Source organism: Ochrobactrum sp. BTU1 (assembly GCA_018798825.1).
Classification (GTDB): Bacteria; Pseudomonadota; Alphaproteobacteria; order Rhizobiales; family Rhizobiaceae; genus Brucella.
Genome location: CP076357.1, coordinates 688839 through 714280, shown reverse-complemented (window position 1 = coordinate 714280; position 25442 = coordinate 688839). Strand labels below are relative to the sequence as shown.

Below are 25442 nucleotides of genomic sequence, written 5' to 3'. Positions count from 1 at the left end.
AATTGATGTCATCATCTCCGCGTATATTGCTGATTAATCCGAACAGTACAGTGGCTACGACGGAGATGATGCTCAACATCGCACGTCGGACAGCTCAGGGGCGGCTTGAACTTGATATGGCCACCGCCGACCGCAGTCCATCGATGATCGTGAATGAGGTGCAGCTCCAAGCTTCGGCAGCTCAAGTTATCGAAATCGCGACTAGAGAGGCTCCTAATTATGATGGGATCATCGTGAGTGCCTATGGCGACCCAGGCGTTGTTGCTCTTCAAAACAGACTTGCAATTCCTGTCATCGGTATTTGTGAGGCATCGATGATTGAGGCTGGACAAAATGGTCGGAAATTTGGAGTTGCTACGGTAACGCCGGATCTGGCAGATGCGATAGCGGCACGCGCTGATTGGCTTGGTTATGCTCAAACCTATACGGGAATTCGCTGCACACACGGTGATCCAGAGCAATTAGCTGGCAATAATGACTTATTATGTAAAGAATTGGCGAAAGCTGTAAACGACTGTCTACAAGACGATGCCGACGCGGTGATAATTGGAGGAGGGCCGCTTGGAGAAGCTGCGGAATTTTTGCGAACCTGGTTTGAAATACCGATTATCGCTCCAATATCTGCGGCAGTTGAGTTGATGATATCAGCGTCGCAGCTCGGGTTGGATGAGCCTGTAGAAATTAATGATTGTGTCGCTAACCGCAGCTGACCTGCCTAGTGAGACAATTTTGCCTTGCGTTTGCATTTGCACAATCAACGCTATAATCAGGAGTGTACAAATTTCATTGTGCGCAGATTGGTTGCGGACTGCCCTGCTTAGAATCGTGCAAATGCAGGATACGTTCTCTGATCAAGCTGGAAAGACTTAACGCCGCTTCTTCATCTGCCAAGAGGCGTGATCATATGCGTTCAAGGCTGTGCAGTACGGCGTTCTCATTAGTGGTCGCTGTTTACGTCGCTTCACTGCTAAGATGACAAGCTAGGAAGTCGAGCGACATCTTATCAACCGGGCCAAAGCGCAAGTGCGTTAAGCTTTAGCCCGAAAGCCAAGAATTTACCTTGATGCGGTGCTCAATAAGCACAATATTGCACGGACTTTTCGAGTATTAGCAAGGCCATCATTATGTTTGCCAATCGTATAAAGGTGTTTTTATGCTGCTTACCGCTTTCAAGCATCATAATCTGGACGATTGCTAACGCGAAGAGCGAATCTGTCACTTCTTTTTCGGATCAAGCCTCGGTAAATTTCGGCTGGCCTTTCAAATGGATCGAGCAGGATATCTCACGTTTGCAATTTTCGCGATATCCCCAACAGGTCAGATTAAGCTGGGTAAAGTTTGATCAGTTTCCAACGCAGGTCGATTGGACGTTCTTCGCTACAAATGTCGCTATTTTAAGCCTCGCTCTGATGGGGTTTTATCGCTCAATACCGGCAATTGTCGCATTTATTCGCCCGACCCGAAGCTAGGATGGCCAAAGGTCGAAGTATTCACCAATCAGGATTCAGATTTTTAACTGCTTAAGATTGTTTCGGGCAAAACACACGCTCGCACCTAACCCAAGCAAATCAAGTCAAGATGAGGGGTGCTTATTTTAGGAAGCCGTCTGCATTGAATTCATCCCAGCCGTCTGGTTTCAAACCGCCATCGTTTGCGTTTTTGAGTGCTGGATCTGGTTTGTCACGGTTCTTCTGGGACCGTGCCAATTTAGCCTTTGCAGCGGCGCGTTTTCTATTTTCAGATGCGGTCTCCTTATCGTGCTCACGCCATATTTCCGCAGCCCCACGATCAAGTATGTCTTCGATCACTTTGGGATCAAAGACATGAAAGGTAATTTTTCTGGCACGACCGCGCAGTTTCACTGTGCGCGTTCCAGCGCTTGGAAGTCGTCCGTCTTTTAGCCACTTGTGACGTTCAGTTGTTGATATTGCGAGAATATCTTCTACTTCTCTTGGAATAACCGGCAATTCCGTCACTTTTTCAAGGGCTTGGTCTATTGAAGCGACGATTGCATCAAAGCGATCACGTAAATCAACTGGCAACGACAGTGAAATTGTCCCAGCTTCCAAATTGATAGCGTCCCGCACGATAAAGGGCACACGTGCCCGTATCTCCTGGAGAATCCCCTTGGCGCGTACGCCAGAGCCGAGCGTGGCTGTAACAGGGAGCTGCCAGGTTTGTGTCACTTGCATGCGCTTAGCGTCGGTGTCGCTTTTCTTTCCCATACTCTTGGTTACATGGAATTGATGCATGGTAAAGTCAACAGTTGCGGGGTCTACTATCTATCGGGCTTTTCGCGAATGCGCCTGTGAGGGGTCGCAGCTACCCTGATATGGTCGGTGACGTGACACACAGACGCTTTGCACAAAATGATATGATCGCGACCGACGGAAACAGCTGCTCACGTGGATCTATATTTTTTCAACAAAATAAATCCGGAAAGACAAAAGCAACAACAGTTCGTGAGAATGATTGGCCACTCATGCCGCAGGAAACCAAACGCGGACCATAAGGCGAAGCCAATCACCGTCACGGTGTACATCCTCATCGAGATTGCTTCGGTGTCACCTGTCCGTACGACCTTCAACACCTGCGGAACGAAGCTTGTTACAGAACAAAGGGAGGCGAGATAGCCGATGATGAGTGCGACGTCCATTTTTCTCTATTCAGGTTTGAGCCTAAGCCACATCACACAATTTTCGCGATGCACGAATTGAACTCCAGGACCGTCTCAATGTTCCGCAATCTCTGGTATTTTCGTTGTTGTAAGCTCGTGATCGCCAGATATTTGGGACGTTACAAAAGCGATCACGCAGCTTTTGTTTTGCGCATGCCTGACTGAGACTAAAGATCTGTTATTTGGGGTTGGCTACGCAAAGCTCTGCCATTATGCTAGATAAAGGATCACTGAAGCCGGGTATAATTGATGAACGGACAAAATGGAAAAAAGCGCCTGCTGTCGCGGCGCGCGCTACTTCCATTATTCGTCTGGTTGCTCATCAATATAGCAAGCGTTCTATGCCTATCGATTTATCAGCATACCACATCGTTATCCCAGCTTCAGGCAGCAAGTTTCACCTTGCATCGCCAGGCATCGCAGCGCGCGGATCAGCACGATGCACATCTCACAGCGCTTTCCACAATCGCACAATCCAAAGCCAGAAGCGAAGAGACTTCGCAGCTTGATGTCTTTGAGGAAGTCGCCGGGACCATCATCCGCTTTTACCCGCGAATTGATGAAATCCAGCTGGTGCCGGTAAATCCCGAAGGACGAGTGATCGGAAGTCGTCCTCTCGAACCAGAGCTCATCACAGCCGTTCGACAAGCAGCTTTGTCATCGGGCAAAGTTCCCCACCTCATGTCGTCGGACAAAAGACCCGGCCACTATTTGATCGTAAAACGCAGCCCCAAAACCGAAAGTCCCCATGATGGGCTCATGCTGTCGATAAATGCCGATGCGTTGATCAGCTCGGACGATCCGTTTTGGGATCGTCCTGGCACCGCGCGTCGCATCCTCATGCCTGATGGAACAGTATTGGCCAGCCATCCCGGATCGTTCGATAGCGGACAATTTTCGAAGAAGCTGGGAAGCAGCACACAACCGCTCATTTTTGAAACGGCCATCGCTATAGGCTGGTCTGATTTACTGCCGCCCAATCGTCTGGTTCCGATCCTGGTCTTGGTAAATCTGCTGTTTTTTGGCGGGTTGGTTATTGCGCGACAGACGCAACGCACGCGGCAAGCTGAACAGCAAGCGGAATTAAGTGGTCTTGAAGCCCGCCTTGCTCATGCAACGCGTGTCAATTCGCTCGGTGAAATGGCCAGTGGCATGGCTCATGAACTCACCCAGCCTTTGACGGCCCTTCTTGCAAGTGCTCAGGCAAGCAGGCGACTGTTGGAACGAAACAATTTCGCTGCTGTCGCAGAAGCGCTTGATGATATCGTGCAGCAGGCACGCAGAGCATCGGCTATTTTGGATCGGCTCCGGAACTGGTCTCGGCCGCAACGCCAGGGAAAGAAACCCTCAGATCTGAGAAACTCGCTGATGACGGTTAAGACGTTGCTCGACCCTGAAGCGCGCCGTCGAAGCGTTAGTCTTGACCTTATAATGCCTCTGACCCCCGTAATAGCCACCGTGGATGCGGTGGAAATGGAACAGGTCATGTTCAATCTCCTGCGCAATGCGATTGAGGCATTTACAGACAATGCTCCGCAAAACGATCGTCGGGTGGAGGCGTCATTGAAGCTTGAAAATAATCTCGCGGTCCTCGAAATTGCCGACAATGGCCCGGGCGTGGACCCACAACTGCTCGACCGGCTTTTCACCCCCTTTGCGACCGGACGTTCCGAGGGTACGGGCCTGGGATTGGCGCTCAGCAAGCGGCTGGTAGAAGGTTTCGGCGGTGAGATTCACTACATTCCCAACAGCCGCGGGGCGCTGTTCCGGGTTGAATTGCCCAATACTCAAGGCGAAGGATAGCAAAGTGGCGTACCCTGTTTATCTCGTGGATGACGATGAAGCAGTCCGAAAAGCGCTAAGCCTTCTTCTTTCGACCATCGACATTGAAGTCAGAACCTTTGCCGATCCGACGGCTTTCCTGGCCCAACTCGCCCGGTTACAACCAGGATGTTTGATTTTTGATATCCGCATGCCTGTCATGACCGGTCTGAAACTCCAGGAGCGACTTGAGGGTCAACTTGTTGATTGGCCGGTGATTATAATCTCTGGTCATGGGGATATCGAGGCTTGCCGGAAAGCGTTTAAGAACGGCGCTGTAGATTACCTCTCCAAACCCATAGACGAGCAAGACTTGATTGACGCTATTCATAAGGCGCAAAACAAGCTTTCGCAGCTGCTCATTGATAAGGCCCTCAGGGCTGAAAATCAGGCTTTGCTCGATACATTGACTGCCCGGGAGCGTGAAGTTCTTGAGCGCATTGCAGAAGGGTTCACCACCAGGCAAATCGCCGATAGCCTTGGTTTATCCCCTCGGACCGTCGACAGTCACCGCGCTGCAATTGGATTAAAATTGGGGACAACATCACAGGCAGAAATGACACGTATGTTGTTGCAAGGCGTTGCTCCTCAGTAGAACTACGGAGGATCATGCAGTAATTACGGATACTCTAAGGCAAAAAGCAGGGTTAGACTGCGCTCATTACGATTAAGGAGTAACCATGATCCGCAAACTTGCAATTTTGGCTTTGTCGATGGCTCCGGGCGCAGTTGTTGCCCAGACGCTTCCTACCACCCCTTATCTCCCGCTTGAACTGGCAACAAAAGCGGCCCAGGCTGCACTCGAAAGCTGCGCCGCCAAGGGACACAATGTGAGTGTCGCAGTTGTAGGGCGCGATGGTTCGACCAAGGTTCTTCTCAAAGCGGACCTCTCGGGCCCGCACACAGACAATAGCGCAACAGGCAAAGCGTTCACCGCAGCAGCGCTCGGCCGCGATTCCGGTGAAATCGCCGATTTCATCGCCTCCAAGCCAGCAAATAGTGGCATGAGAGATATGGATTCCCGCTTTGTCATCCAGGCAGGTGGTCTTCCAATCAAGATCGGCGAAGCGCTGGTCGGGGGGATAGGTGTCGGTGGTGCGCCGACGGGCAGCATCGACGCCGAGTGCGCACTCGACGGTGTTCAAGCACTCGCTCAAAAATAATAAAGCGTGATGAGGCGCTGTAATTAGCGCCTCACAACACTTTGAGAGAGCGTCAAAACATCAAACTGATCCCGCATTTGGTCTTGTAACGCGATTTAAAAGCACGATCCTTTTCACACCGATCGGGCTTGTAACGGTCCTGTTTTCAAAGGTCCGAACCTCATTTTTGATCGGGCTGCAATATATAAATAGCAAACAGGATCTCTGTCTTTACAGAGATCCTGTGTGTTTGGCTGCTCGTATCCCTACTTATCGGCGATACGCAAGACCGCCCCATATGCGACCTTCCTCGCGATGGCGGCCGCCATGCACAGCACCAATATAGGCTGCTGCGGCAGCAACAAGCGCAGAAGCAGCAAGGAAGAATGCAGTCAAAATACCGGTAATCCTTGCTTGCTCCGCAGCATCAGCGGCTTTCGTCTTAGCTTCCTCAATTGCCTTCTCAGCTTCAGCTCTTGCATCAGCAACTGCCTTTTGGGCTTGATCAAATTTCGTTTGAGCTTCTGTTCGAAGTGTCTGAACACGTTCCACTGCCTGATTAACACGCGTGTCGGCGTCAGTTTGGCTGATGCCCGTGCGATTAGCGACTTGTGTGCTCAGCCAAGTCTTATCTGCTTCAGATATTTCGCCTGTGGAAAGCAAATTACCGAGGATGCCAGCGGCCTGCCTTTGGAAATTGGCAACATCCTGGGCTTCCTGACCAGCTGTCGTGTTTGGATTATCAGTCCGAAGAAGCGTGTCAGTCAGATAGTCCATCGGATTGGTCTTTAAGCCCTCTGGCAACATCTGTTCAACAGAGGGTGCTGCCGCTTGGCCTGCACCTTGCGCTAGACCACCTGCTGCGTTTCCTACGCCTGACAGGACACCACCAGCTATTTGTCCAGCGCCTTGTGCAGCGCCGCCAACCACAGAACCCGTGGCTTCCACAGCTGTCTGGGCAGCATTTCCAACAACTTTAGCTCCACCTGAAATCACACTTAACGCGAAAAGCGCAGATATCACAGTACCAAGACCCCAAACGACAAGGCCATTGATCCCATCGCGAACGGTGGATTCGTCGCGTGTGGCCGTCCCGGTGGGGCGGCGCATTCTGCCAGTGATATAACCACCCAGCATATAGGAGGCGACCATCGACAGAATTAGAAAAAGTGCGGTTATTACAAGCCAGGCGACACTGAGGTCGCCACCATCATCGACCGAGAAGGAACTTAGACCCAGCCCGCTCGCGAAAGCGGTCATAACGGCCATGATAGCCGACGCAACGACAGCGCCAGCAAAAATTGCGGCCCAGTCTATGTATCCGCGGTCCGAAGTACTATCGATTACAGTTTGGTCAACCATCAGCGTAATCCCAGAAAAGAAAGAATGAACAACACGATTACGACAAGGCCTACTAAATAGATGATAGAATTCATGTTGATTATCTCCTTTTATAATAGACACCAGGGCCAGTGAATGTGTCGTTATCTCACTGGCGAGCTGGTTTGGCATTGCTCAAATAACTCCACAGCAATCAAAAAGTTTCAGCCTCTTCGGAACTTTATTCACGGCGATCAGCGAAGGCTTGTCGTGAACGAAAGATGGCATTTCTAAGAGTATTAGAAATCAGGCTGCTGTATCCCAAACCCTGTAACGCGCGGAGAGGTATCGCGAGGGAACATTTGCGAGACTGTGCGGTTCTGATTGGGAGGTTTAGAATGGTAAAAGAAATTCAGCCTGACCGGAGTTCTGGTGCCCGCACGCGTGGTGCCATTCAAAAAGGCGAAACTGGTGATAAGGTCGCAGGCTTTGATCCGGCAGTGGCACCCTATGAGACTGACGCGGAGGTGGGCGGGAATCCTACCCTGACCGAAGCGCAATCACCCAAGCTTGAAAAGGGCGTTCAAAACGTCAACGCAACAACTCATGCGAGTGGCATGAGGGCATGGGATCACGGGCCACGCGAATATGAGAAAAAAGGCAAATCGCGAGGACTTGCTCCAATAATCTCTGCGCTCCTCGTCATAGTTATACTGGTCTTTGTAGCGACTTTTTTGGGGTGGAGGAAATGATGCCCGAGAAGAAGAATTTAAAAGGTGAAGGCGGATCCTCTAAGATGTTGCGATATTTTCCACGTCTTATTCTGATTGTTTTGATCGTAATAATCGGCATCTTTTTGGTGTGGAGTATGAGTGGCGGCGGTTCGTGGCAGACATCACAGGGCATTCAAACGCCTCCCACATCGGACACGCCCAGCCAACCACCTCGCGAGATCAAGACAGATAATACCCCAGAGACGGGTACTGGCGGTGACCAGCCGAGCAAGCCTGCTCAATCCGATTGAGAACCTGACGCGTGGGAGGGAGAAGCACGGTTAACCTAAGACTTCGAAGAATCCGCGACAGTGCGCATTTCGGCAGCCCATAAACCTTTGCGCATATTAAATTCATCCGGGGATTTAATCGAGAACGACCATTACAGGTGCATGGTCACTTGTTCGAATCCAACCTCGGGGCTCTCTTCGAACGTCTGCCGTTCGAAGCCTTGATGCAAGGTTGGGGTCGAGCAGCACATGGTCTATTCTGAGGCCGGCATCTCTTTGAAATGAGTTGCGCCAGTATTTCCAAAACGTAAAACTCTGTTGCTTGGGATGCCGCTGTCTGACCGCATCCGTCCACCCCAAGCTTAAGAGCAGAGAAAAGGCCTCTCTGACTTGCTGACGAAAGAGCGCATCATCGCGCCACCGTTCAGGGGCGTAAACATCAAAATCTGTCGGTATAATATTGAAATCGCCAAGCAATGCTACCGGCACATTCAGGTCCAGGAGTTGAGCCGAATAAGTGTGCAATCTTTTGAGCCAGGAAAGCTTGAAGTCGTATTTTGAACTCGGCACCGGGTTGCCGTTAGGAAGATAAAGGCAACCAATAAGAATACCATTTACGGCAGCTTCAATATAGCGGCTCTGTGTATCACTGGTATCCCCTGGCAGGCCAACGCGTGTCAAAACAGGCATCTGGCCCCGGGCAAGAATGGCAACGCCATTCCAACTTTTCTGGCCGTGGCAAACTGCCTGATAGCCTATTTCGGACAACGCCAAGTAAGGGAACTTCTCGTTCGTCGTCTTCAATTCCTGAAGCGCTACAATGTCGGGTCTGTCTTCCTTGAGCCATCGCATCAGGACCGGTAATCGACCATTGATACCATTCACATTGTAGGTCGCAATCCGCACGGAAGTTCCTTTCATTGCTGCCAAATCAATAAGGTCTTTGAAAGGCCGAGAAATTCCAAATACCCCGTTTCTCTGCATCTACATCACGGCTTGTCAGGCTTTGCCGTCGCCGCCGAGGGGTGTGCGTTAACTTAACTGTTGAACCTTTGTTCCAACACCGTGCAGCCATCCTGCAGTTTGAGAGGCGGGGGAACGTTATTGAGCTTGGTACGTTTATGACGCACAAATCTTGAGGGTTGAACGTATGGAACAATTCCACGCCGCGCTTTATGACGCTCTGAATTCCGACAATTTCAACATCTGGCCCCATGTGATCACGCTCGTAGCCGCCTATGTTTTAGCTCTTCCCATCGGGTGGCACCGAGAAAGAGAAGAGCGAAGTGCGGGGTTGCGGACATTCCCTCTCGTTGCGGTTGCTAGCTGTGGTTTTGTCCAGGCAACCGAAGGGATAACAGCCCAAAGCCCCGAGGCATTGGCCCGGATAATTGAAGGGGTTATCACCGGCATGGGTTTCATAGGCGGAGGCGCAATCCTTCGTCTTAGTTCCTCTGTAAAAGGAACGGCCACAGCTGCAAGTCTCTGGGCCACAGGCGCAATTGGGATTGCTTGCGCGGTGAACGCATTTGACATCGCTCTTATCATTATGGTGTTTGCCTTAATCACCCTTGTCCTCTTTTCGAATGGAAAAGTCGAAGATGTCCATCAAATTGAAGCGGGAACGTCGACTGAAAGCGACAAGATCGTTTGAGGCTCCATTTTGTTGGAACCGCACTTCGCAGGCGATACGAGTAAAGGACGGGGGACATGTCCGAAGATCAGTTGTTGCAGCCTGGAGTGAATTGCTGGCGCGTCGAAAACGCTGAACGCTTTGCGTTCATTGTCGATGGTGCCGACTACTTTATCTCCCTTCGACAGGCGCTCTTGAAGGCACGTCAATCGATCTTGCTTGTCGGCTGGGATTTTGACACTCGGATCTCGCTTGGCGCGGGAAATGACGGGGGGCCGCAATATCTGGGTGACTTTATCCTTTGGCTGGCAGATCGGACGCCCTCATTAGAAATCCGATTGCTGCGCTGGGATACGGGGGCACTAAGGGCCCTGTTACGCGGTAACATGCTGTGGACTGTGATGAGATGGAAGGCTCACCCGCGGATTACGTTGAAGTTCGATGCAAAACATCCAATTGCTGCTTCCCACCATCAGAAAATCGTAGCAATCGATGACAGCATCGCATTTTGCGGTGGAATTGACCTTACAATGCGGCGCTGGGACACCCGTGAGCACCTTGACGACGATCCGCGCAGGGTTACGCCAAGCGGCTCTCCACAGGAGCCGTGGCATGACACAACTAGCGCCTTTGATGGCGACGCCGCCAAGGCAATCGGAGATCTCGCCAGAATGCGGTGGGAAGCGGCTACAGGTGAGGCCCTTAGACCCTGCGCCGAGCGGCACGATTGTTGGCCTGAAACCTTGGTTGCGACCTTTGCAAATATGCATCTGGGTATCGCACGGACCCTTCCAAAAATGGAAAATCAGTTGCCGGTACATGAAATCGAGGCAGCCTGGCTCGATATGATACGGCGAGCGAAACGCTTGATTTACGCAGAAAGCCAATATTTTGCATCGCGAAAAATCGCTCATGCATTGGCCGAGCGTCTCTTAGAGCCAGACCCACCTGAGATCGTTATCATCACACCCAATTCAGCTCAAGGTTGGTTAGAGCCGCTTGCGATGGACACGGCCCGCGCGAGATTGGTAAAGGCTTTGCAGCGCATCGACCATAAAAGTCGCCTGCGGATTTGGCATCCGCAGACGACGAACGGGCACCCCATCTATGTCCACGCCAAAGTCATGGTTGTTGACGATGCAATATTGCGGGTCGGTTCATCGAATCTCAACAATCGCTCAATGCGCCTGGATAGTGAATGTGATGTCATCCTTTCTGCTGAACGGGATAAATACGAAGGATTGAGACTGGAAATCAGTTGGTTGCGTAACGACCTTATCGCTGAACATTTGGGCGTGACGGAAGAGGTCGTATCGCGTCTTTATGCGAAAACCGGGTCAATGATCAAAACGATCGAAAACTTGAGTGGAACCGGACGCAGCTTGTATCCCTATAAGCTGCCGCAACTCTCCGAAATCGAAAAATGGTTGGCTGAAAATGAAATCCTCGATCCCAATGGTCCAGAGGAAATATTCGAATCCACGTCCAAACGCGGGCTATTCAAGGGTTGGAACCGGCTCAAAATGCGCTTCAGGACAGCCAGACACAATAACCACTGAGCAGGAAAGACTGTTCTATATAACTACATAGATCCGCAATCATGATACTGATTCAAGCGAAGCAGACCCTCAGAGAGCTACGGTTCATCTGATATTTGCGGGGCGGACATTAATGTTTGGTTTTCCCTATAATCCTTGTGTTAGCTCTTTCAAAGACAGCCGAATCACGGCTTTCGCGTTCACAATTGGAAGCCTTGAAGGAAGTTGAATTGAAGCAGCGATTGAGCGCCGTTCTGTCCGATATCGAGGCAGAGATCTCACAGCAGGAAGCCCGCGGAAAGGTTGCGGATTACATTCCACCTCTTGCGCAGATCGATCCAGCTAAATTTGGAATGGCGGTGATGCTACATGAGGGAGCATTGCTCTCCGTTGGCAACGCAAAGGAAAAATTTTCGATCCAAAGTATTTCCAAAGTTTTTGCTTTGACGCTTGCACTCGGTAAACGCGGTGACAGCATCTGGAATAGGGTAGGCCGCGAGCCATCTGGTGATCCATTCAACTCAAGCGTTCTGTTGGAACTAGAAAAAGGCATCCCGCGCAACCCCTTTATCAATGCCGGGGCAATTGTCGTCGCCGATATCTTGCTAAGTTCTCATAAACCGCGGGAGACAATAGGCGAGATTGTTCGATTTGTTCATTCAGTTTCGGATGACGACGATATATTCATAGATGAGAGCGTTGCGAAAGCCGAGGATCAAACAGGCTTTAATAACGCAGCGCTTGCCAACCTGCTCAAAGCCAACAAAAACCTCGATAACCATCCTTCGCATGTTTTAGGCGTTTACCATCACCAGTGTGCATTGGCGATGTCCTGTGAACAACTGGCACGCTCTGCCCTCTTCCTCTCCGCTTCAGGTCGGGATCCATTAAGTGGTCACCGAATTGTCAGTGTTGAGCGAGCTCTTCGAATTAACGCGCTGATGATGACGTGCGGCCATTATGACGGCTCTGGCGATTTCGCTTTTCGGGTAGGAGTGCCGGCTAAAAGTGGCGTGGGCGGTGGGATCATTGCAACTGTTCCCGGTATCGCGTCGATCGCTGTCTGGTCGCCAGGACTGAACCAGCATGGCAACTCCTTGCTTGGAACTCGCGCCCTTGAAAAATTGTGCAAGGAAATGGGATGGTCGGTCTTTGGGGCGGCGTCGCCCATGTCAGTAATCTAAGGCAAGTTACCGCTTCCGCCTTCGTGTTGTCGCTCCATGTATGTGCGAGTGACTTGAACAAGGCAATCATTCGCTTCTGCCTCAGTTAAACCGGTCTGAAACTTACCTTTGTATTCTACGGGTTCGCCGCGATAGGCTTCTACCACTGACCACGTACCATCGGTTTCTTGTCTCACCTTATAACCGTTCTCTATCATGGCTACTTCTCCTTCGTTGAAGCTCGGAAACTCAGCCGCCGAATAGGACAACGCTTTCACGCATGAATTGTTTCGTTTGAACATCGTTAGCCCAGCTCCATTGCAGGCTTGGAACCGCCTTTATAAAAAACCGGTGTTTTGTGCGCCGCAGTGCATCGGTCTGTTTTGATTGCACTATTTTGCGTAAGGCTGCTTAAGTAAACCCAGCTAAGGGCGCCTTTGCCTAGCAAACCTCATGCGTTAAGCGGCTTACTTGTCAAAACGTGAATTTCTGCCAAGCTTCGATATCTACTTAATGGGAGGAAAAGAGAAAATGCTGGCAAAGGAATTGAGCGTTCAACTTACGCGTTGGAACCCGAACAACTATTCCGAAAACCGCGGCCATGACCACGAATTGGAGTGGTATCTTTGGTTTGAAGGTCGGGAAGCCTATCGGCTATTTGACAAAGGCCCAAGCGACCTGCTTCCGGCTCCTGGATATTTCGGACGGGATACAATACGTCCAACAATTCACCCTCGTGTCGTCAACAACAAGTTCAACGTGCGTCTTGTCGCCATTGAGCGTGACGGTCCTCAATGGCTCGACCCAGACGACAGGGCAAAAGGCGAGATAACGATCGACATGGACAAATTCGGTCCGTACACGACCTGGAGCGTGATAGCAGCAGATCCACAAAAGACCGATCTAAATGTGCAAGTCTGGTTCGACATTAAGGGTCTTGAATACGTCGATGCGCCAGAAATACCGAAAGAAGGTCCTCCTTCAATCGATGATACGACAAACTGGCCTTACCCATGGGGTGACAATGTACACGTGTTCGAACATGAAATGGGATTAGGCAAGAACTCCTCCTTACGTCTCACTCCAGACAAGTTGATTTCGCGACAAGAAATGCTGATCTTTACGCCTCAAGGGCTAAAGACCAACATACAGGAAACATATCGCTTCAATGTTGCAAGTCTAGGGATACCGAATGACACGATGAGCAGCATCTTCGTTCCAAAGCAACGTGCTGGGCGGCTAAACGTTACCCTTTACAACCATGACTTTAGCGACCCGCGCTTCGGACAAAGCCAAAAAGTCACTCTGTCTAGATGGGGCCTTCAAAATCTGGGCCGTTATGGAATGGATGACAGGGTCTCATCGGTTGAGGTGGTCAAGACCTACCCCAAAACCAATCCTAGCCCTGTGAACTGAGAACGTTTGAGAAGAAAGCACACCAAATGACGGAAGGTTGTCGGCCCTCGATGACCCGTCATTTGGCTGCCGTTCGGTTGTCGCCGTACGACGAACGTTGCTGCATTACTCGGAAAATATCGCTTATTTCAATCACATAAATGCTCGCATTTTCATCCTGGCGATTGAGAAATTTCGGCATAGAAATATGAACGCCGCCGTTCCACGCTTAAAGCGCCGACCAGTGTTCGGAAAGATTTCGACTTCGATCACATGGTGCGAACCTCGTCATATGAACCCTCGACGCGATGCGCCAGCGCAATCAGATGGGTGCAGCGGTGAAAGTCGTTGTAGGCAGCAAGGCAGGCGACATAGATGCTAGGATTACTGCCGAAAGGGCGATAAGGTCGCTGCTTCCAGGAAGGCTGCCGGTCTATCGTCATAAAATTATCGCTCGGCTGAATAGCATTCTTTGGAGAGCTGCGCCGATCGGTAACCACTTCATAAAGGCCTTTAAACTCGATAAGAACGACGGATAAGCTTAGTAGTTCGAGCACTCACCCTTATAGTGGAATTTTAGTCGATCTAGGTTCGCCTTTTTACGATTAACATGATCTGGCGCTCTACCTCGACCTGAAGCGCGCGCTGTTTATCAATATTAAAATGCCCGATATCTTTGGCGCGGGAATAGTCCCGATTTTCGAGCTTTCCCTTAAATCGTGGACCAGCTACAAGGGGCAGACCCCAGCCGTTCTCGGAAAAATAATAGTTTATAGCGTGCTTGACGTTGCGCGGTATGGGCGCTGGCGCCGTGGCGGCAAAACTTGCCAGCAAGTCAACACGTATGCCATTTTCGGCCAGTTCCTCAGAGATTGATATAATTGCATTGGCACCCAAAGAGTGACCGATAAGGACGACAGATCTCTTCTGACCGCTCTTATAATCTGCGATTATGGTCGCTGCAACGGACCGCCACGCGCTGTGATTGTGAACGATCGCTTCAATACCGGCTGAGCGAAGGTCTGTTGCAATTTGGTCAAGTCCCCTGGAAAAAATATTCGCAAAGCCGCGGAGGAGATGAATCGATGCGTCGCTTTGTAAAGAACTCCTACGAGAATTAGTCGCCGCTTGCACAAGCGATGTGGGCGCAGCGAAGAGTGTCAGACCAGCGGCTAAAATGTAGCGCCGATTGAGGGGACGAGTGGAGAAGCGAAGATGATTTCTCAAATTAGTCACCAGAACTTAGGAACGACGCGACCTGTTCTCTTTGAATACTCGTCATAATCGGGACCAAAATGCGTACGCATCATCGCTTCCTCCTGAGAGACACGACAAAAATACAATATGCCCACGCCGACTATTCCTGCGCCACCCGCAAACCAGTTCGGGAGCAGACAAAATTGCGCTACAGCCCATAGCCAGAATGAGAGATACATGGGATGTCGCACATAGCGATAGATACCTTCGGTGACAAGTTCATGTTTTTCGCGAATTTGTAGGGAAACTGACCAGTTCCGTCCCAACTGCCGGTGACTAATATAAAATATCAGGAGGAAGGCAATTTGAACAAAAAGCCCGATCCATGCAAGCCAGCTCTGAAAGCTATAGTCAGCACCTGATGGAAATCCTGTGACAATGTAGACGATCGGTATCACTGAAAGCGACAAAGTCGCTATGGACAGAGCTAGTCTGTCTGCAAGCGTACGCTCATCACTGTTGACGCCGATTCTACGTGCGCGCCTACGATGTGGGATCCGAACTACGGTCCAAATGATGAGACCAATTGCCCAAACGAGCACAGCAATCTGAGACGTCATAATATAACACTCTCCTCGTCGGATGGATTGCCTATGATGTGATGTTTCGCCCGGTTGATCAGAAAAAGCGGACCGTAACAGATCTGATAGAAGTCGTACCAATAGCGCTCTGTATTTGCGAACACATACTGGTAATGAACGCGAAAGAGATTGCGCTTTATCCGCCGGTAGGTTTCAGGCAACAGCATTTGTCGCATCCTTACCGCCCTTACGAGGGGAAAAGTTCTGCCCGCATTCCTTCTGAGTCCCATCTCAACGACTGGATCGGTTTTATAAAAATTAATCGGATCTGTTAAACATTGGATTTCCACCCAGTCGATTTTCCCGTCGTCTACAAGCAGTTGTACGTTCGAGCGAAATCTTTTCGCCTGACTAAGATACCCGGCCTTCATCGCTGTTGAACCGAGCGTGAGGACAATGACTTTGTTGGCCCGTCGAGAAAAATCTGGGTCCCGTTGCAAACAACGGGCTGCTGTATCGAGGATCAACATTCCGCCCGTACTATGCCCGATCAATATGATTTCGTCATACGCGCCGTCTTTGACTTGTCGCACAATCTTCTCGGCAAAGCGGTCCAACAACTGATCGGCATCGTCTCTCTTATCGCTGATGAAATCAAATGAAAATGACCATAAATCCATGAGATGGTTCACGGACCAGCGTTTGCCGAAAACTGCAAGGACCACAAAAAACGTCATTATGCCGATTACCGCTTTTGCGGGACCAAAGATCGAAGGCACAAGCAGGGCCACCACGACGCCGATGACCGAAAAGCCGACAATCGCTAGAAATGGGTAAAGAAAATAGAGTCCGAAGCGCCAAGCAGTCAGGAAAAAGCGCCAGGCGCCTGAGAACAAAAAGCCTATGAACGCATAGAGATATTTTGCGAGCCGCCAGGGGAGTGGACGGTTGAAGTCGGAGAGAACCAGAGAGTTAAGTGCCAGGAAGGTGAAGTCACAATCGGTCTGCCAGCTTTCAGCCACACATTGTGATTGAACTCGAGCCGAAGCGATGTCTGTGCTTCCATCTAACTCTAAGAGTTCAGTTCGCGTCTCCCAAAGGTCGTCAAACCGACGGAGTTCCTTGGTCATGCGTCCGAAATACGCGTCCGGCGTCTTCGGATCATATCCCCCAATGAAGAAGAGTGCGCGACGTTTTACCGGTTGCTCCATTATAAGAAGACTAAACAGCACAAATTCGCTTGTCGAGAACAAAAAGAATGTCCTCATTCCAACACCGTGTCCTTGAAAGGCGGTGGAATGCAGACGACCGCGTCACCCGAAAGGTGACGCGGTCGTATCTAATTACAGGCCGAGGCGCTTACGCAACTCAGCATTTTCCTTGCGTAGTTTTTCAGCGAGCGACTTACGCAGGCGCTGATTTTCAGCTTCAAGTGCAACGAGAGCCTTGAGTTCATCGGTTGCAGGGGAGGACTTGCTCGAGGTCGCCTTGGCCGGTGCGGACACCGTTGCCGCTGGCTTTGAAGTAGATGCCTTTGCTTTGGCAGGCTTGGCAGCTGCCTGCTTCTTGGAGCCCGATGCCGCCTTAGCAGTCTTAGCCTGTGCGTCGTTCTTCCAGTTGTAGTATGTCTGTTCTTTAATGTTGAATTTCTTGAGCGTGTCTTTCAGCGTGTTCTTGCCGTCTGCAGTTTCGCTCGCAACAGCAGCCAGCAAATCGGCGCGCTCAGCAGGTGTAAGACGGCGTGACTTTTGAGCAGGAGCCGCTTCGGCAGCTTTAGGAGCTGCAGCTTTTTTTGCTGCTGGCGCTTTCTTTTTTGGTGCGCTGGTCTGCTGCGCGTTTTCAGCGGTTGCTGCTTCAGTCACTTCGTTTGGATTTTGTTCAGCCATTGAGAGGTTCTCCTGCGGTATCGTGGTTAGGGTTGTAGACTATGTAATATTCGATCGACTTATTGCTTAAAGATACTACATTTTTCTTAAACTTCTATAAAATAGAATTAACTTTGGGTCTAGTCCGTCCTGCAACTCCCAAATTTCATGGTTGTGTCGCGCCTAACGCTCCATTTTTAAGCTGAAATAGCGGAACTAGATTGAAGATTTCTTCCCGAGCGCACCTTGTTTTATCATCCGCTGTTTCAGTGGTCGGTCCTATCGGAAATAAATGAAGAACTCAGACTGATCCGAAAATGGTTTGGTCGGAGTTTCGTACTTTAGTGTTGAAGCTCACGCCATCCTCAATAGTAAAGCGAGCGAATTTAAACGGTGAAAATATTGCTCGCTAACATATTTAGATGCTAAATGTTGAACTGTCGGTTCTTGGGCCATTTAAAAGATACCGCGGAATGGAGGAGCAGAATGGACAAGGGGGGTTTTGATCGCACTAGCGTTCAAAGCTGGATTGCACTGTTTAACTTCGCTTTCATGCATGCCCCAATAGGCATTGCGCTTGTGGACACGGATGGTCATCTACTGCGAGCAAATCAAGCGTTCTCCAATCTTATTGGCTACCCGCTAACCCAACTTGAGGGAATGCATTTTAAGGATTTCACTCACCCTGAGGATATTGCTCTCGATCTAAGACTTTTCAATGAAGTACTTGCGGCGCAACGCGACGGCTACAAAGTTGAAAAGCGCTATATACGATCCGACGGAGCAACGGTTTATGTCGTCATTCACGTTGCTGCAATGCGTGATGACAAAGGGGAGGTCGTTCGCTTCATTTCTCAGATTGAGGACATTACGGGCGCAAAGACTGCCGAGCGAGAATTGCGAGAGCGGGCTGCCATGTTATCGCTCGCAATGGATGCAATAAATGGCGGATTCTGGCATCTCGACGTCAAGAGCGATATCTTCGAAACCTCGGATAAACTCGCAGAGCTGATCAATGGCCCGGGCGCGGAACGGCTTAACTTGCAAGCCTACCTGAGTAAGATCAATCCCCATGATCTTTCAGCAGCTGACCTAACACATTTGTTGAGCGGCCGTGTCGAGCACGCTGTTACTGAGTATCGGCTCAATACAAATAATGGCGAGCGGTGGATGCGTTGTGAACGTCGGCTCCTGCGTGACGGCGATGGCGCACCGCTTAAGATTGTCGGAGTGGCACTTGATTTCACTCCCGAACGGACAAGGCTTGCGGATCTCGAGTTGCGTTCCAGGACGGACGTATTAAGCGGACTTTTAAATCGGCACGGGTTAGAGATCGGCTATCGCGAACTGAATTGCGATGAAGGCTATTCCGTTCTGGCTATCGATCTTGACGGGTTCAAAGCTGTCAACGACCGTCTAGGTCACGCAATGGGTGATGCAGTTTTGGTTCAAACAGCCAAACGACTGTCGTCTACTGTAGACGCCTGCGATCTTGTCGCGCGCATGGGCGGGGACGAATTTGCAATTGTGCATGGCGGGAGCCGGGTGGATGGACTGAGGCTGGCAAATTCAATCCTTGAAGCAATGCGTCTTCCCATTGTGATCGATCAGGTGGTCACCGGAGTGGGGATCAGCGTCGGATGTGTCTGGACCCGCGAAAAAAGGGAGATCACTCTCTTGCTGGCTCGGGCCGACGACCTTCTTTACGAGGTGAAGTCGGAAGGCAAGAACGGTATGCGTTCTTATTCGGTTGATTGAAAGTAATCCGCCAATGAAACGTTAAGGACCGGCTGGCCAGATTGACCTGATAGCAATTGCCATCTGTTTTTTCAGCGCTATCTACCGCAATGGGAATGGCGTCGATAAAAGTAGGGGTACGATGGAACCGGGATTGAAAATAAGCGAGCGCGCCTATATGCCAGCTCATGAGCAGTCCCGGATGCCGGCGCTTGCAGCAATTGCTGCTGGTGTTGCAGTTTTGTATTTTGCAAAAGATGTCTTCCTGCCTTTGGCGTTTGCCGTGCTGCTTACGTTCATGCTCGCGCCGATTGTCGCCTTTTTGAGACGCCGAGGCCTTCCCCGGTTGCCCGCCATATTGGCAAGCGTTACGAGTGGCTTTCTTGTCATTGTCCTGTTCGGTGCAGTGCTGGCGTTTCAGGTCGCCGAAGTCGGCCAGAATGTCACCACATATCAATATAATATCGTTGAAAAAATACGCCTGCTAAAAGAGGCCGGGACAGATAACGGATTGATTGATCGTCTAAACCGTCTTGCAGAACGCATCGGTGCGGAAATCAGTCAAGAGGAGAAGAAGTCCGATCAGAATATTGGAACACAGCAGCCAGAACGCAAGCCAATTTTGGTAGAGATTTTTTCTCAACGCAATCCTATCCAAACGCTCGAAACGATTGTCAGCCCACTGGTAGGGCCCGTTGCAACCTTTGGCCTCGTTATTGTCGTTGTGATTTTCATGTTGCTCGAGCGGGAAGAATTGAGAGATCGGTTTATCCGCCTGGTAGGGCATGGTGATCTACATAAGACTACAATTGCATTGCAGGACGCGGGTGCGCGGGTCGGCCGCTATTTGCTGACACAGCTCTTGGTAAATGCGGCCTATGGTGTCCCATTAGGGATTGGGCTATGGATCCTAGGCATTCCTAACGCATTGTTATGGGGCATGCTCGCTATCCTGCTTCGCTTCGCGCCCTACATTGGACCGGTGATCGCCGCAATCATGCCCCTGTTTTTGGCGATCGCGATCGCGCCGGGCTGGAGCTTGTTGTTGTGGACCATCGCATTATTTGCTGTCCTTGAGCTGATCAGTAACAACGTTATGGAGCCTTGGCTTTACGGTTCGCGAACCGGTTTATCGCCACTTGCAATCATTGTTGCTGCGATTTTTTGGACTTGGCTTTGGGGACCCATTGGGCTCGTATTGTCGACGCCGCTTACCGTCTGCTTGGTTGTCCTCGGGCGCTACGTACCACAGTTCAGGTTCTTGGAAATCCTATTCGGCTCCGAGCCCGTTCTGAATCCCGAAGAGCGCCTATATCAACGCTTATTATCGGGCGATCCCAACGAAGCGACCGACAATGCGATTGAGTTTCTTTCGAAGCAGTTTCTTGTGGAATATTATGGAAATGTCGCGATACCCGCGCTGCTGATTGCAGAAAATGATCGCACACGTGGCGTACTCAGTGACATTCAGCTCCAGCAAGTGTCTCAAAGCGCACGTCTTGTGGTCGCAAATCTCAGGCAGATTGCGGACGAGGAGGAGGACAACGATGAGGATGTCTCGGTTGATACACTGAGTGACCGCGAGGGCGCCGAGACGGTGCAATTGCCGTCAGGAGAGGCAAAGAGGATCATCTGTGTTGGTGGACGTGGTCCCCTTGATGATGTGAGCGCCGCTATGTTGGCACAAGTGTTATCGGTTCAAGGTGCAGATGTGCGCGTGGTCGATCACGAGAGTTCGCAACCTAGCCAGTTGCGGAAAGCAGATTTGGACGGCGCTACTGCGATAGTCCTGTGTGTTCTTGACCTGGAATCTGCACATCGCGCCAAGTTTCTCCTTCGTCGCTTGAAACGCCTCAGTCCTGGTTCACGTGTTGGCTTGGCCAACTGGCGAGAAAACCAACAGCAAGACGATGCGGAAAAAAGCAAACTACCGCCTGAAGTGAGGGGTGACTTTGTGGCTTTCAATTTGCTTGACGCGACACTGGAGTGTCTTTCTGATGCGCCGCCGCAAGAGACTAAAGAGACGGTGAAAAAACTTCTCAAAAGAAAGCCAACGAGCTTGAAGAGGCCGATTTCATAAACAATACCGACCCTTAACGAGGGCCCGTTAAGGATATGCTGTAGCGTGCGATTTCCTATATTTTTCCTCAGTGCACACTTCTGGATGCCGACGGATACAAAATCGCCTTCGGCATCCCAACACTTAAGAGGGAAAGGCCTCATCCGCCTGCTCAAAAAAATGAGCAGTGTTTAACGGCTGAATTACCCTATTCCCCTATAGGGCTCGATGCCCGGACCAACATTCGTTCAAGTTGCGAATTTTCTTTGCGAAGCGTTTCCGCCAGCCGATGCTTCAGAGCAGCATTTTCTCTGTCAAGCGCTTCCAAATCGTCGGAAAACCCTTCTGGTAATGAGTAAAACCCTGTGGTGGGTGCAATTGCAGAATTTCGGGAGCCCGATACGCTGCTTTTAACGCTATCGGCCTTTTTGGGTTTTCGAGCTGTCACCTCACGCGTAAGCGCTTTATTGGTCGAAACGGATGGGACCTTCTTCTCAACAATTTCAGCGGTTGAAGGTTTGTCTGAAGCCGGATCGAGGCGTGGCTCGACTAATCCCTTTTCAACCGATGGAGGTGATGACACTGTCGCTGTGGGAGGCAAAATTTCCTCTGACTGCTTCGCTGTATCAGTTTCAATATCAGCGCGAGAAACTGGCTTTTCAGGCTTCTGCACAGATTGAATGATCTGCTTCGAGGACGGCGTCGCGTATGGGGCTTCTTGCTTTACGACAGGCGGAGTTTCAGTTTCGCTGACTGGAACTGCAGCAGGTTGATGGCTGTCGCCATAGAAGACAGGAGTCGCATCATTGAGGGCAGGAAGAATGCGCCCAGTGGCGGCGTTGTCGACCAAGGCGGCAGGGCTCCCGTTCGTAGCTGGCGTACTCAGAATGGGGCGTGGCTGTTTGTGGGTCGCTATATTGCGCGACTTACGCACCGGCTGGCTGCTCGGCGGCGGTGCGGCTTCATCTTCTATCGCTTTAGAGATTTCTTGGAGATTGATGTCTCCCCATAGCGATTTCGCATCTTTGCGCACACGGCGATTTTTATATTCGACGATGAGACGTTTACCTGGAAATTTCATGCGGGCGCTTCAATCCTAACACCGGTGTGATAGCTCAATAAATGACAACATATTATCGCTACAAGCTCTTCTATTCAAGCCTGAGCTGACGCTATTAAAGACCAAAAACGAGCGTAGGTCTCTCTCCAAAACTTCGCCCACAAGAACTTCGTAATATGCGCCAGTTCTTCTTTCTCCTGTCAAATAACAAGCCTCTACCGAAAGAACAAGAGTCTTAGGACGCAAAGGCAATAAAATTGGCGGATTAATCGTCAGGTTCACGCGGAGCAATGTTTGAAACACAGCTAATCTTTCCCTAGCTGCAGCTTGCACCTAAAAACATATCGAGCCCCGAACGCCAAGAGGCGACCGCAACACAGACAAGCGCTTTGGATATAAACGCGCTTTCAATATCGCCCAGAGAAACTGCAAGTTTAGGGAAGCTAACTAACGGAAAACAAATGAACTTATCTTCTGAGGCTCGCAAATGGCGCTTTGTTGCCAATGCCACAAGGGCGGCACCGACAATTCGAAATACGATGTCTGCTTTTGTTATGATGCTCTTATAGAAACGGAATTTCGACGAAGGAAAATAAGGAACATATTCATTCCGTCATCGTTGTTTATGCAACAAGGAGAAAGACGATGTCCGATAAAGACCAACAAAGAGCATGGAAAATCGCAGACAATAATCGTGTTTGTTTTTATGGCTGGAATGGAAAGCAAGTCCCAATGTCGCCTATCGTCCGCGAAGAGGAAAATACCATCTATTTTCTCACCGATGCTGACAGCGACAAAATTACAGATATTGATGCAAACTCAACCGTACAGCTTAGCTTTTCAGATGAAAGCGCTAATGATTATCTCCTGGTGGAAGGGCGTGCCGCCGTTTCAAATGATCGTGAAAAAATCAAGGAACTATGGACCCCATTTGCGAAAGCGTTCTGGGAATCAGAAGATGATCCTGCCATTCGGCTGATTGTCGTCACGCCAGCTCAAGCGGAGTTCTGGGACGGACCAGGAACGATGGCGGCAAAGGCAAAAATGTTGGTCGCTGCGGTGACCGGAACTAAGCCGGATATGGGCGATAATCGCTTGACGGAGATGTAGACATTCATCATGCGAGGTCAGGAGGCGATTTAAACCGCACCAATCAAACCCTGACACCGCAACTGTCAAATGCCTAATCAATATGATGAAATATTTGTTCTCTAAAATGTCGCGCGATTAATGAGGGCCGATCGACGATCCGAGACCGGTCAGACTTCATCTCATGATTTTAGACAATTCTTTGCTACTGAAATTTATATCATTGCGAAGCGTCTCTGTGCGGTATTTTCCCACGCGAACCGCCTACCAACTAAACCACCTTTAGTGCAGTGGGGGGCTCTGTGGGAGCAATGGACGACGAGACGATCGATTTTCGGCGTAGAATTGCGCGGCCAAGGAGCGGAATTCGGTCTCCTTGAACAGGATCCTAAAGAAATGCAGACCACGCAGCAATTGGCCCGGTCTGCGCTTTTCCTTAGCGGCGGCACCGCCCGACCAAAATACCGGCAATCAGACCCACGATTCCGATCGTCGCTAACGCCGTTGATGCGGCGGCGGGATTTTCTCGAGCAGCACTGAGCGCGCGCGAACCGTGGTAACGAGCGTTTGTGGCAACCTCCTCGAATGCAGAGGATGCCGAAACGAGAGCGTCATCAGCCTTTTCAGTTGCGTTACCAAGCCTTGCTGAAAGGTCAGCTGAAAGCGCGCCTAGCTGGCTACGAAGTTCGCTAATCTGGTTGGCGATGGTGTTCTCTGGCTCATTTGCCATTTCTATTATCCTTCTCATCGTTCATCTTATCATTTGATAAGACTATGAGATGGAAACGAGCCGGCGAGGATTTGGTTTCAATAAAACAACGGTTTTAGCGAATGGCAATGATTGAACGGGTCTTAAATAAGAAATATTGATCGCGAACCTTCCAGGGTGATTTTGCGGCGAAGGAATGGCGGATCCTAGAGATCCGCCGATGAAGGCTTAGCGACAACGCGCGGTGTAAATTCGACCATGGCGATCGCGATACTGACAATTTCCGTTGCGAAGATTTCGAACAAGCAGTCCGCCTACAGCGCCTGCACCTGCACCGATCAGTGCACCGCGACCTCCACCTGCAATGCCGCCAATTGCGGCACCCGCCACGGTTCCGACACTGAGATCTTTCTCCGTCGACGTACAGCCTGAAACGGCCATGAGCGCAACTAAACAAAATGCGATTTTCTTCATATTTTTAGTCCCTCCAATCACATGATGTGAATAGACGACCAAATAGGGAGCATCAGCGGTCAGTCAAGAAATGTGAAGCCAATTTTCGAAGCATTTTCAGTGGCCAACTTGAAATGCCGCGTTCTCGGCGTTAATTCAGAGTAATGCCAAATCTGGCATTTCAAACTCTGCTAACGCAGCTTGCGTTTCATTATCAGCGGACCGTCCGATTTTGCTTGTGCGTATCGCATCACGATCCGAACGGTCCTCGACCGAACTGTAGTTTTGTTCGCGCATTCAAGAATGGCGTTTTGTGCACTAACAGCGAATTCTTCCCCTGCTTTGCGGACTGGCTGATATTCCACGGTGACAATGTCAGTGATTTCGCCATTTCCGTCATAAGTGACTTCGAAAGTCGCCGAGGCCCGCGTATAAGAAGCGTCTGCAGGAACCTTCCAACACTTTGTTGCAGCCTGAGTGATGATCTCAGCGTCGGTCGCGGCAACAGCGACTGATGGCAAGAGACCAAAGCCTATTAAGATGATTTTGAACAGCTCTCTCATCATACTCCAAAACAGAACTTTCCTATTATCATTACATAGGTGTTTTGGTCGCTGAAATCAAATTTGCCAAAGCTGTCAGATAGATAGCTTTTACTGAGGTAGCCACCAGAGCAAAATGCAGGCCAATGCGGCAGCGAAAACTGCTCCGCTGACGAGAAATGCCTGTTCCGATATCGTAAAATCAAAAATCGTCATCTTCGGTGCCGCTTCTCCCGTCTGTATGCCTCGACGCTCGGCAGATCGATAATCAAATCCTCTGTCTCCAAACGCTGTCCGCACTGGAAAGTTCAATATTTATTGAAAATGATCAGTTTGATTTGACGCAATGCAAATGCCCGAAGTCCGCAAAAACTATATTTGCGCATTGGGGCGTTTAGCTCACAGCGTTGCGACGCCATAACTTCAGATCGTTCTTAAAAATCACGCAGCCCTGTGGC

Annotated in this window: 25 protein-coding genes; 13 read left to right on the top strand and 12 right to left on the bottom strand. The window is 50.3% G+C overall.

Features of this window, described 5'->3' with window-relative positions; translation table 11 throughout:
* The first annotated feature begins 2 nt into the window (after window positions 1–2).
* Window positions 3–710, top strand: coding sequence for an aspartate/glutamate racemase family protein (locus tag KMS41_26835; GenBank protein QWK81888.1), 708 nt, complete (start codon window positions 3–5; stop codon window positions 708–710).
* An 879-nt stretch (window positions 711–1589) separates the two neighbouring features.
* Here the strand turns inward: KMS41_26835 and KMS41_26830 are convergent.
* Complete coding sequence (locus KMS41_26830; GenBank protein QWK81420.1) at window positions 1590–2225, bottom strand: hypothetical protein; 636 nt, start codon at window positions 2223–2225, stop codon at window positions 1590–1592.
* A gap of 176 nt (window positions 2226–2401) precedes the next feature.
* A complete protein-coding gene (locus KMS41_26825; GenBank protein ID QWK81419.1) occupies window positions 2402–2656 on the bottom strand; it encodes a SemiSWEET transporter in 255 nt (84 codons plus the stop codon).
* A gap of 270 nt (window positions 2657–2926) precedes the next feature.
* On the opposite strand from KMS41_26825, the gene KMS41_26820 reads away from it, so the two are divergent.
* The 3 genes from KMS41_26820 to KMS41_26810 all read left to right on the top strand — a co-directional run bounded on the left by KMS41_26820 (window position 2927) and on the right by KMS41_26810 (window position 5661).
* Window positions 2927–4480 (top strand): two-component sensor histidine kinase, encoded by a 1554-nt coding sequence (locus tag KMS41_26820; GenBank protein QWK81418.1) that lies wholly within the window; start codon window positions 2927–2929, stop codon window positions 4478–4480.
* A 4-nt stretch (window positions 4481–4484) separates the two neighbouring features.
* Complete coding sequence (locus KMS41_26815) at window positions 4485–5093, top strand: response regulator (protein ID QWK81417.1); 609 nt, start codon at window positions 4485–4487, stop codon at window positions 5091–5093.
* A gap of 85 nt (window positions 5094–5178) precedes the next feature.
* Window positions 5179–5661: a heme-binding protein gene (locus KMS41_26810; protein QWK81416.1), complete on the top strand. Its 483-nt coding sequence runs from the start codon at window positions 5179–5181 to the stop codon at window positions 5659–5661.
* A 249-nt stretch (window positions 5662–5910) separates the two neighbouring features.
* Here the strand turns inward: KMS41_26810 and KMS41_26805 are convergent, their stop codons facing one another.
* The gene (locus tag KMS41_26805) at window positions 5911–7002 is read right to left on the bottom strand and encodes a hypothetical protein (protein ID QWK81415.1); all 1092 of its coding nucleotides are present in this window, start codon (window positions 7000–7002) and stop codon (window positions 5911–5913) included.
* A 356-nt stretch (window positions 7003–7358) separates the two neighbouring features.
* Here KMS41_26805 and KMS41_26800 point away from each other — a divergent pair, with 356 nt between their 5' ends.
* Together KMS41_26800 and KMS41_26795 are read left to right on the top strand one after the other, a co-directional pair.
* Window positions 7359–7712: a hypothetical protein gene (locus KMS41_26800; protein ID QWK81414.1), complete on the top strand. Its 354-nt coding sequence runs from the start codon at window positions 7359–7361 to the stop codon at window positions 7710–7712.
* The gene (locus KMS41_26795) at window positions 7709–7984 is read left to right on the top strand and encodes a hypothetical protein (GenBank protein ID QWK81413.1); all 276 of its coding nucleotides are present in this window, start codon (window positions 7709–7711) and stop codon (window positions 7982–7984) included. Before KMS41_26800 ends, KMS41_26795 begins: the two co-directional genes overlap by 4 nt.
* Before the next feature lie 114 nt (window positions 7985–8098).
* On the opposite strand, the gene xth is transcribed toward KMS41_26795, so the two are convergent.
* Window positions 8099–8884: an exodeoxyribonuclease III gene (gene xth / locus KMS41_26790; GenBank protein ID QWK81887.1), complete on the bottom strand. Its 786-nt coding sequence runs from the start codon at window positions 8882–8884 to the stop codon at window positions 8099–8101.
* A 229-nt stretch (window positions 8885–9113) separates the two neighbouring features.
* Between xth and KMS41_26785 the strand changes: the two genes are divergently transcribed.
* From KMS41_26785 to KMS41_26770, 4 genes are all read left to right on the top strand, one after another.
* Window positions 9114–9617: an MgtC/SapB family protein gene (locus KMS41_26785; GenBank protein ID QWK81412.1), complete on the top strand. Its 504-nt coding sequence runs from the start codon at window positions 9114–9116 to the stop codon at window positions 9615–9617.
* A gap of 56 nt (window positions 9618–9673) precedes the next feature.
* Complete coding sequence (locus KMS41_26780; GenBank protein ID QWK81411.1) at window positions 9674–11155, top strand: phospholipase; 1482 nt, start codon at window positions 9674–9676, stop codon at window positions 11153–11155.
* 185 nt (window positions 11156–11340) lie between these two features.
* Window positions 11341–12318, top strand: coding sequence for a glutaminase (locus KMS41_26775; GenBank protein QWK81410.1), 978 nt, complete (start codon window positions 11341–11343; stop codon window positions 12316–12318).
* A 450-nt stretch (window positions 12319–12768) separates the two neighbouring features.
* Entirely contained in the window at window positions 12769–13713 is a 945-nt protein-coding gene (locus KMS41_26770; protein ID QWK81409.1) for a hypothetical protein, read from the top strand.
* 248 nt (window positions 13714–13961) lie between these two features.
* Here KMS41_26770 and KMS41_26765 read toward each other — a convergent pair whose 3' ends face one another.
* The 5 genes from KMS41_26765 to KMS41_26745 form a co-directional block, all read right to left on the bottom strand.
* Complete coding sequence (locus tag KMS41_26765; GenBank protein ID QWK81408.1) at window positions 13962–14249, bottom strand: hypothetical protein; 288 nt, start codon at window positions 14247–14249, stop codon at window positions 13962–13964.
* A 28-nt stretch (window positions 14250–14277) separates the two neighbouring features.
* Entirely contained in the window at window positions 14278–14928 is a 651-nt protein-coding gene (locus KMS41_26760) for a lipase (protein ID QWK81407.1), read from the bottom strand.
* A complete protein-coding gene (locus tag KMS41_26755) occupies window positions 14925–15509 on the bottom strand; it encodes an isoprenylcysteine carboxylmethyltransferase family protein (protein ID QWK81406.1) in 585 nt (194 codons plus the stop codon). The genes KMS41_26760 and KMS41_26755 overlap by 4 nt, the downstream gene beginning before the upstream one ends.
* Window positions 15506–16681, bottom strand: coding sequence for a lipase (locus KMS41_26750; GenBank protein QWK81886.1), 1176 nt, complete (start codon window positions 16679–16681; stop codon window positions 15506–15508). The genes KMS41_26755 and KMS41_26750 overlap by 4 nt, the downstream gene beginning before the upstream one ends.
* 132 nt (window positions 16682–16813) lie before the next feature.
* Entirely contained in the window at window positions 16814–17356 is a 543-nt protein-coding gene (locus KMS41_26745) for a transcriptional regulator (protein ID QWK81405.1), read from the bottom strand.
* A 465-nt stretch (window positions 17357–17821) separates the two neighbouring features.
* Between KMS41_26745 and KMS41_26740 the strand changes: the two genes are divergently transcribed.
* A complete protein-coding gene (locus tag KMS41_26740; protein QWK81404.1) occupies window positions 17822–19093 on the top strand; it encodes a diguanylate cyclase in 1272 nt (423 codons plus the stop codon).
* A 121-nt stretch (window positions 19094–19214) separates the two neighbouring features.
* Window positions 19215–21152, top strand: coding sequence for an AI-2E family transporter (locus KMS41_26735; GenBank protein ID QWK81403.1), 1938 nt, complete (start codon window positions 19215–19217; stop codon window positions 21150–21152).
* A gap of 187 nt (window positions 21153–21339) precedes the next feature.
* Here KMS41_26735 and KMS41_26730 read toward each other — a convergent pair whose 3' ends face one another.
* Window positions 21340–22212, bottom strand: a complete 873-nt coding sequence (locus tag KMS41_26730; protein ID QWK81402.1) for a hypothetical protein — start codon at window positions 22210–22212, stop codon at window positions 21340–21342.
* A gap of 624 nt (window positions 22213–22836) precedes the next feature.
* Here KMS41_26730 and KMS41_26725 point away from each other — a divergent pair.
* Window positions 22837–23301 carry a pyridoxamine 5'-phosphate oxidase family protein gene (locus KMS41_26725; GenBank protein ID QWK81401.1) on the top strand — a complete coding sequence of 155 codons (465 nt, stop codon included), beginning with the start codon at window positions 22837–22839 and terminating at the stop codon, window positions 23299–23301.
* 415 nt (window positions 23302–23716) lie between these two features.
* Here the strand turns inward: KMS41_26725 and KMS41_26720 are convergent, their stop codons facing one another.
* Entirely contained in the window at window positions 23717–24010 is a 294-nt protein-coding gene (locus KMS41_26720) for a hypothetical protein (GenBank protein QWK81400.1), read from the bottom strand.
* 207 nt (window positions 24011–24217) lie between these two features.
* Entirely contained in the window at window positions 24218–24463 is a 246-nt protein-coding gene (locus tag KMS41_26715; GenBank protein QWK81399.1) for a hypothetical protein, read from the bottom strand.
* Window positions 24464–25442 lie beyond the last annotated feature (979 nt).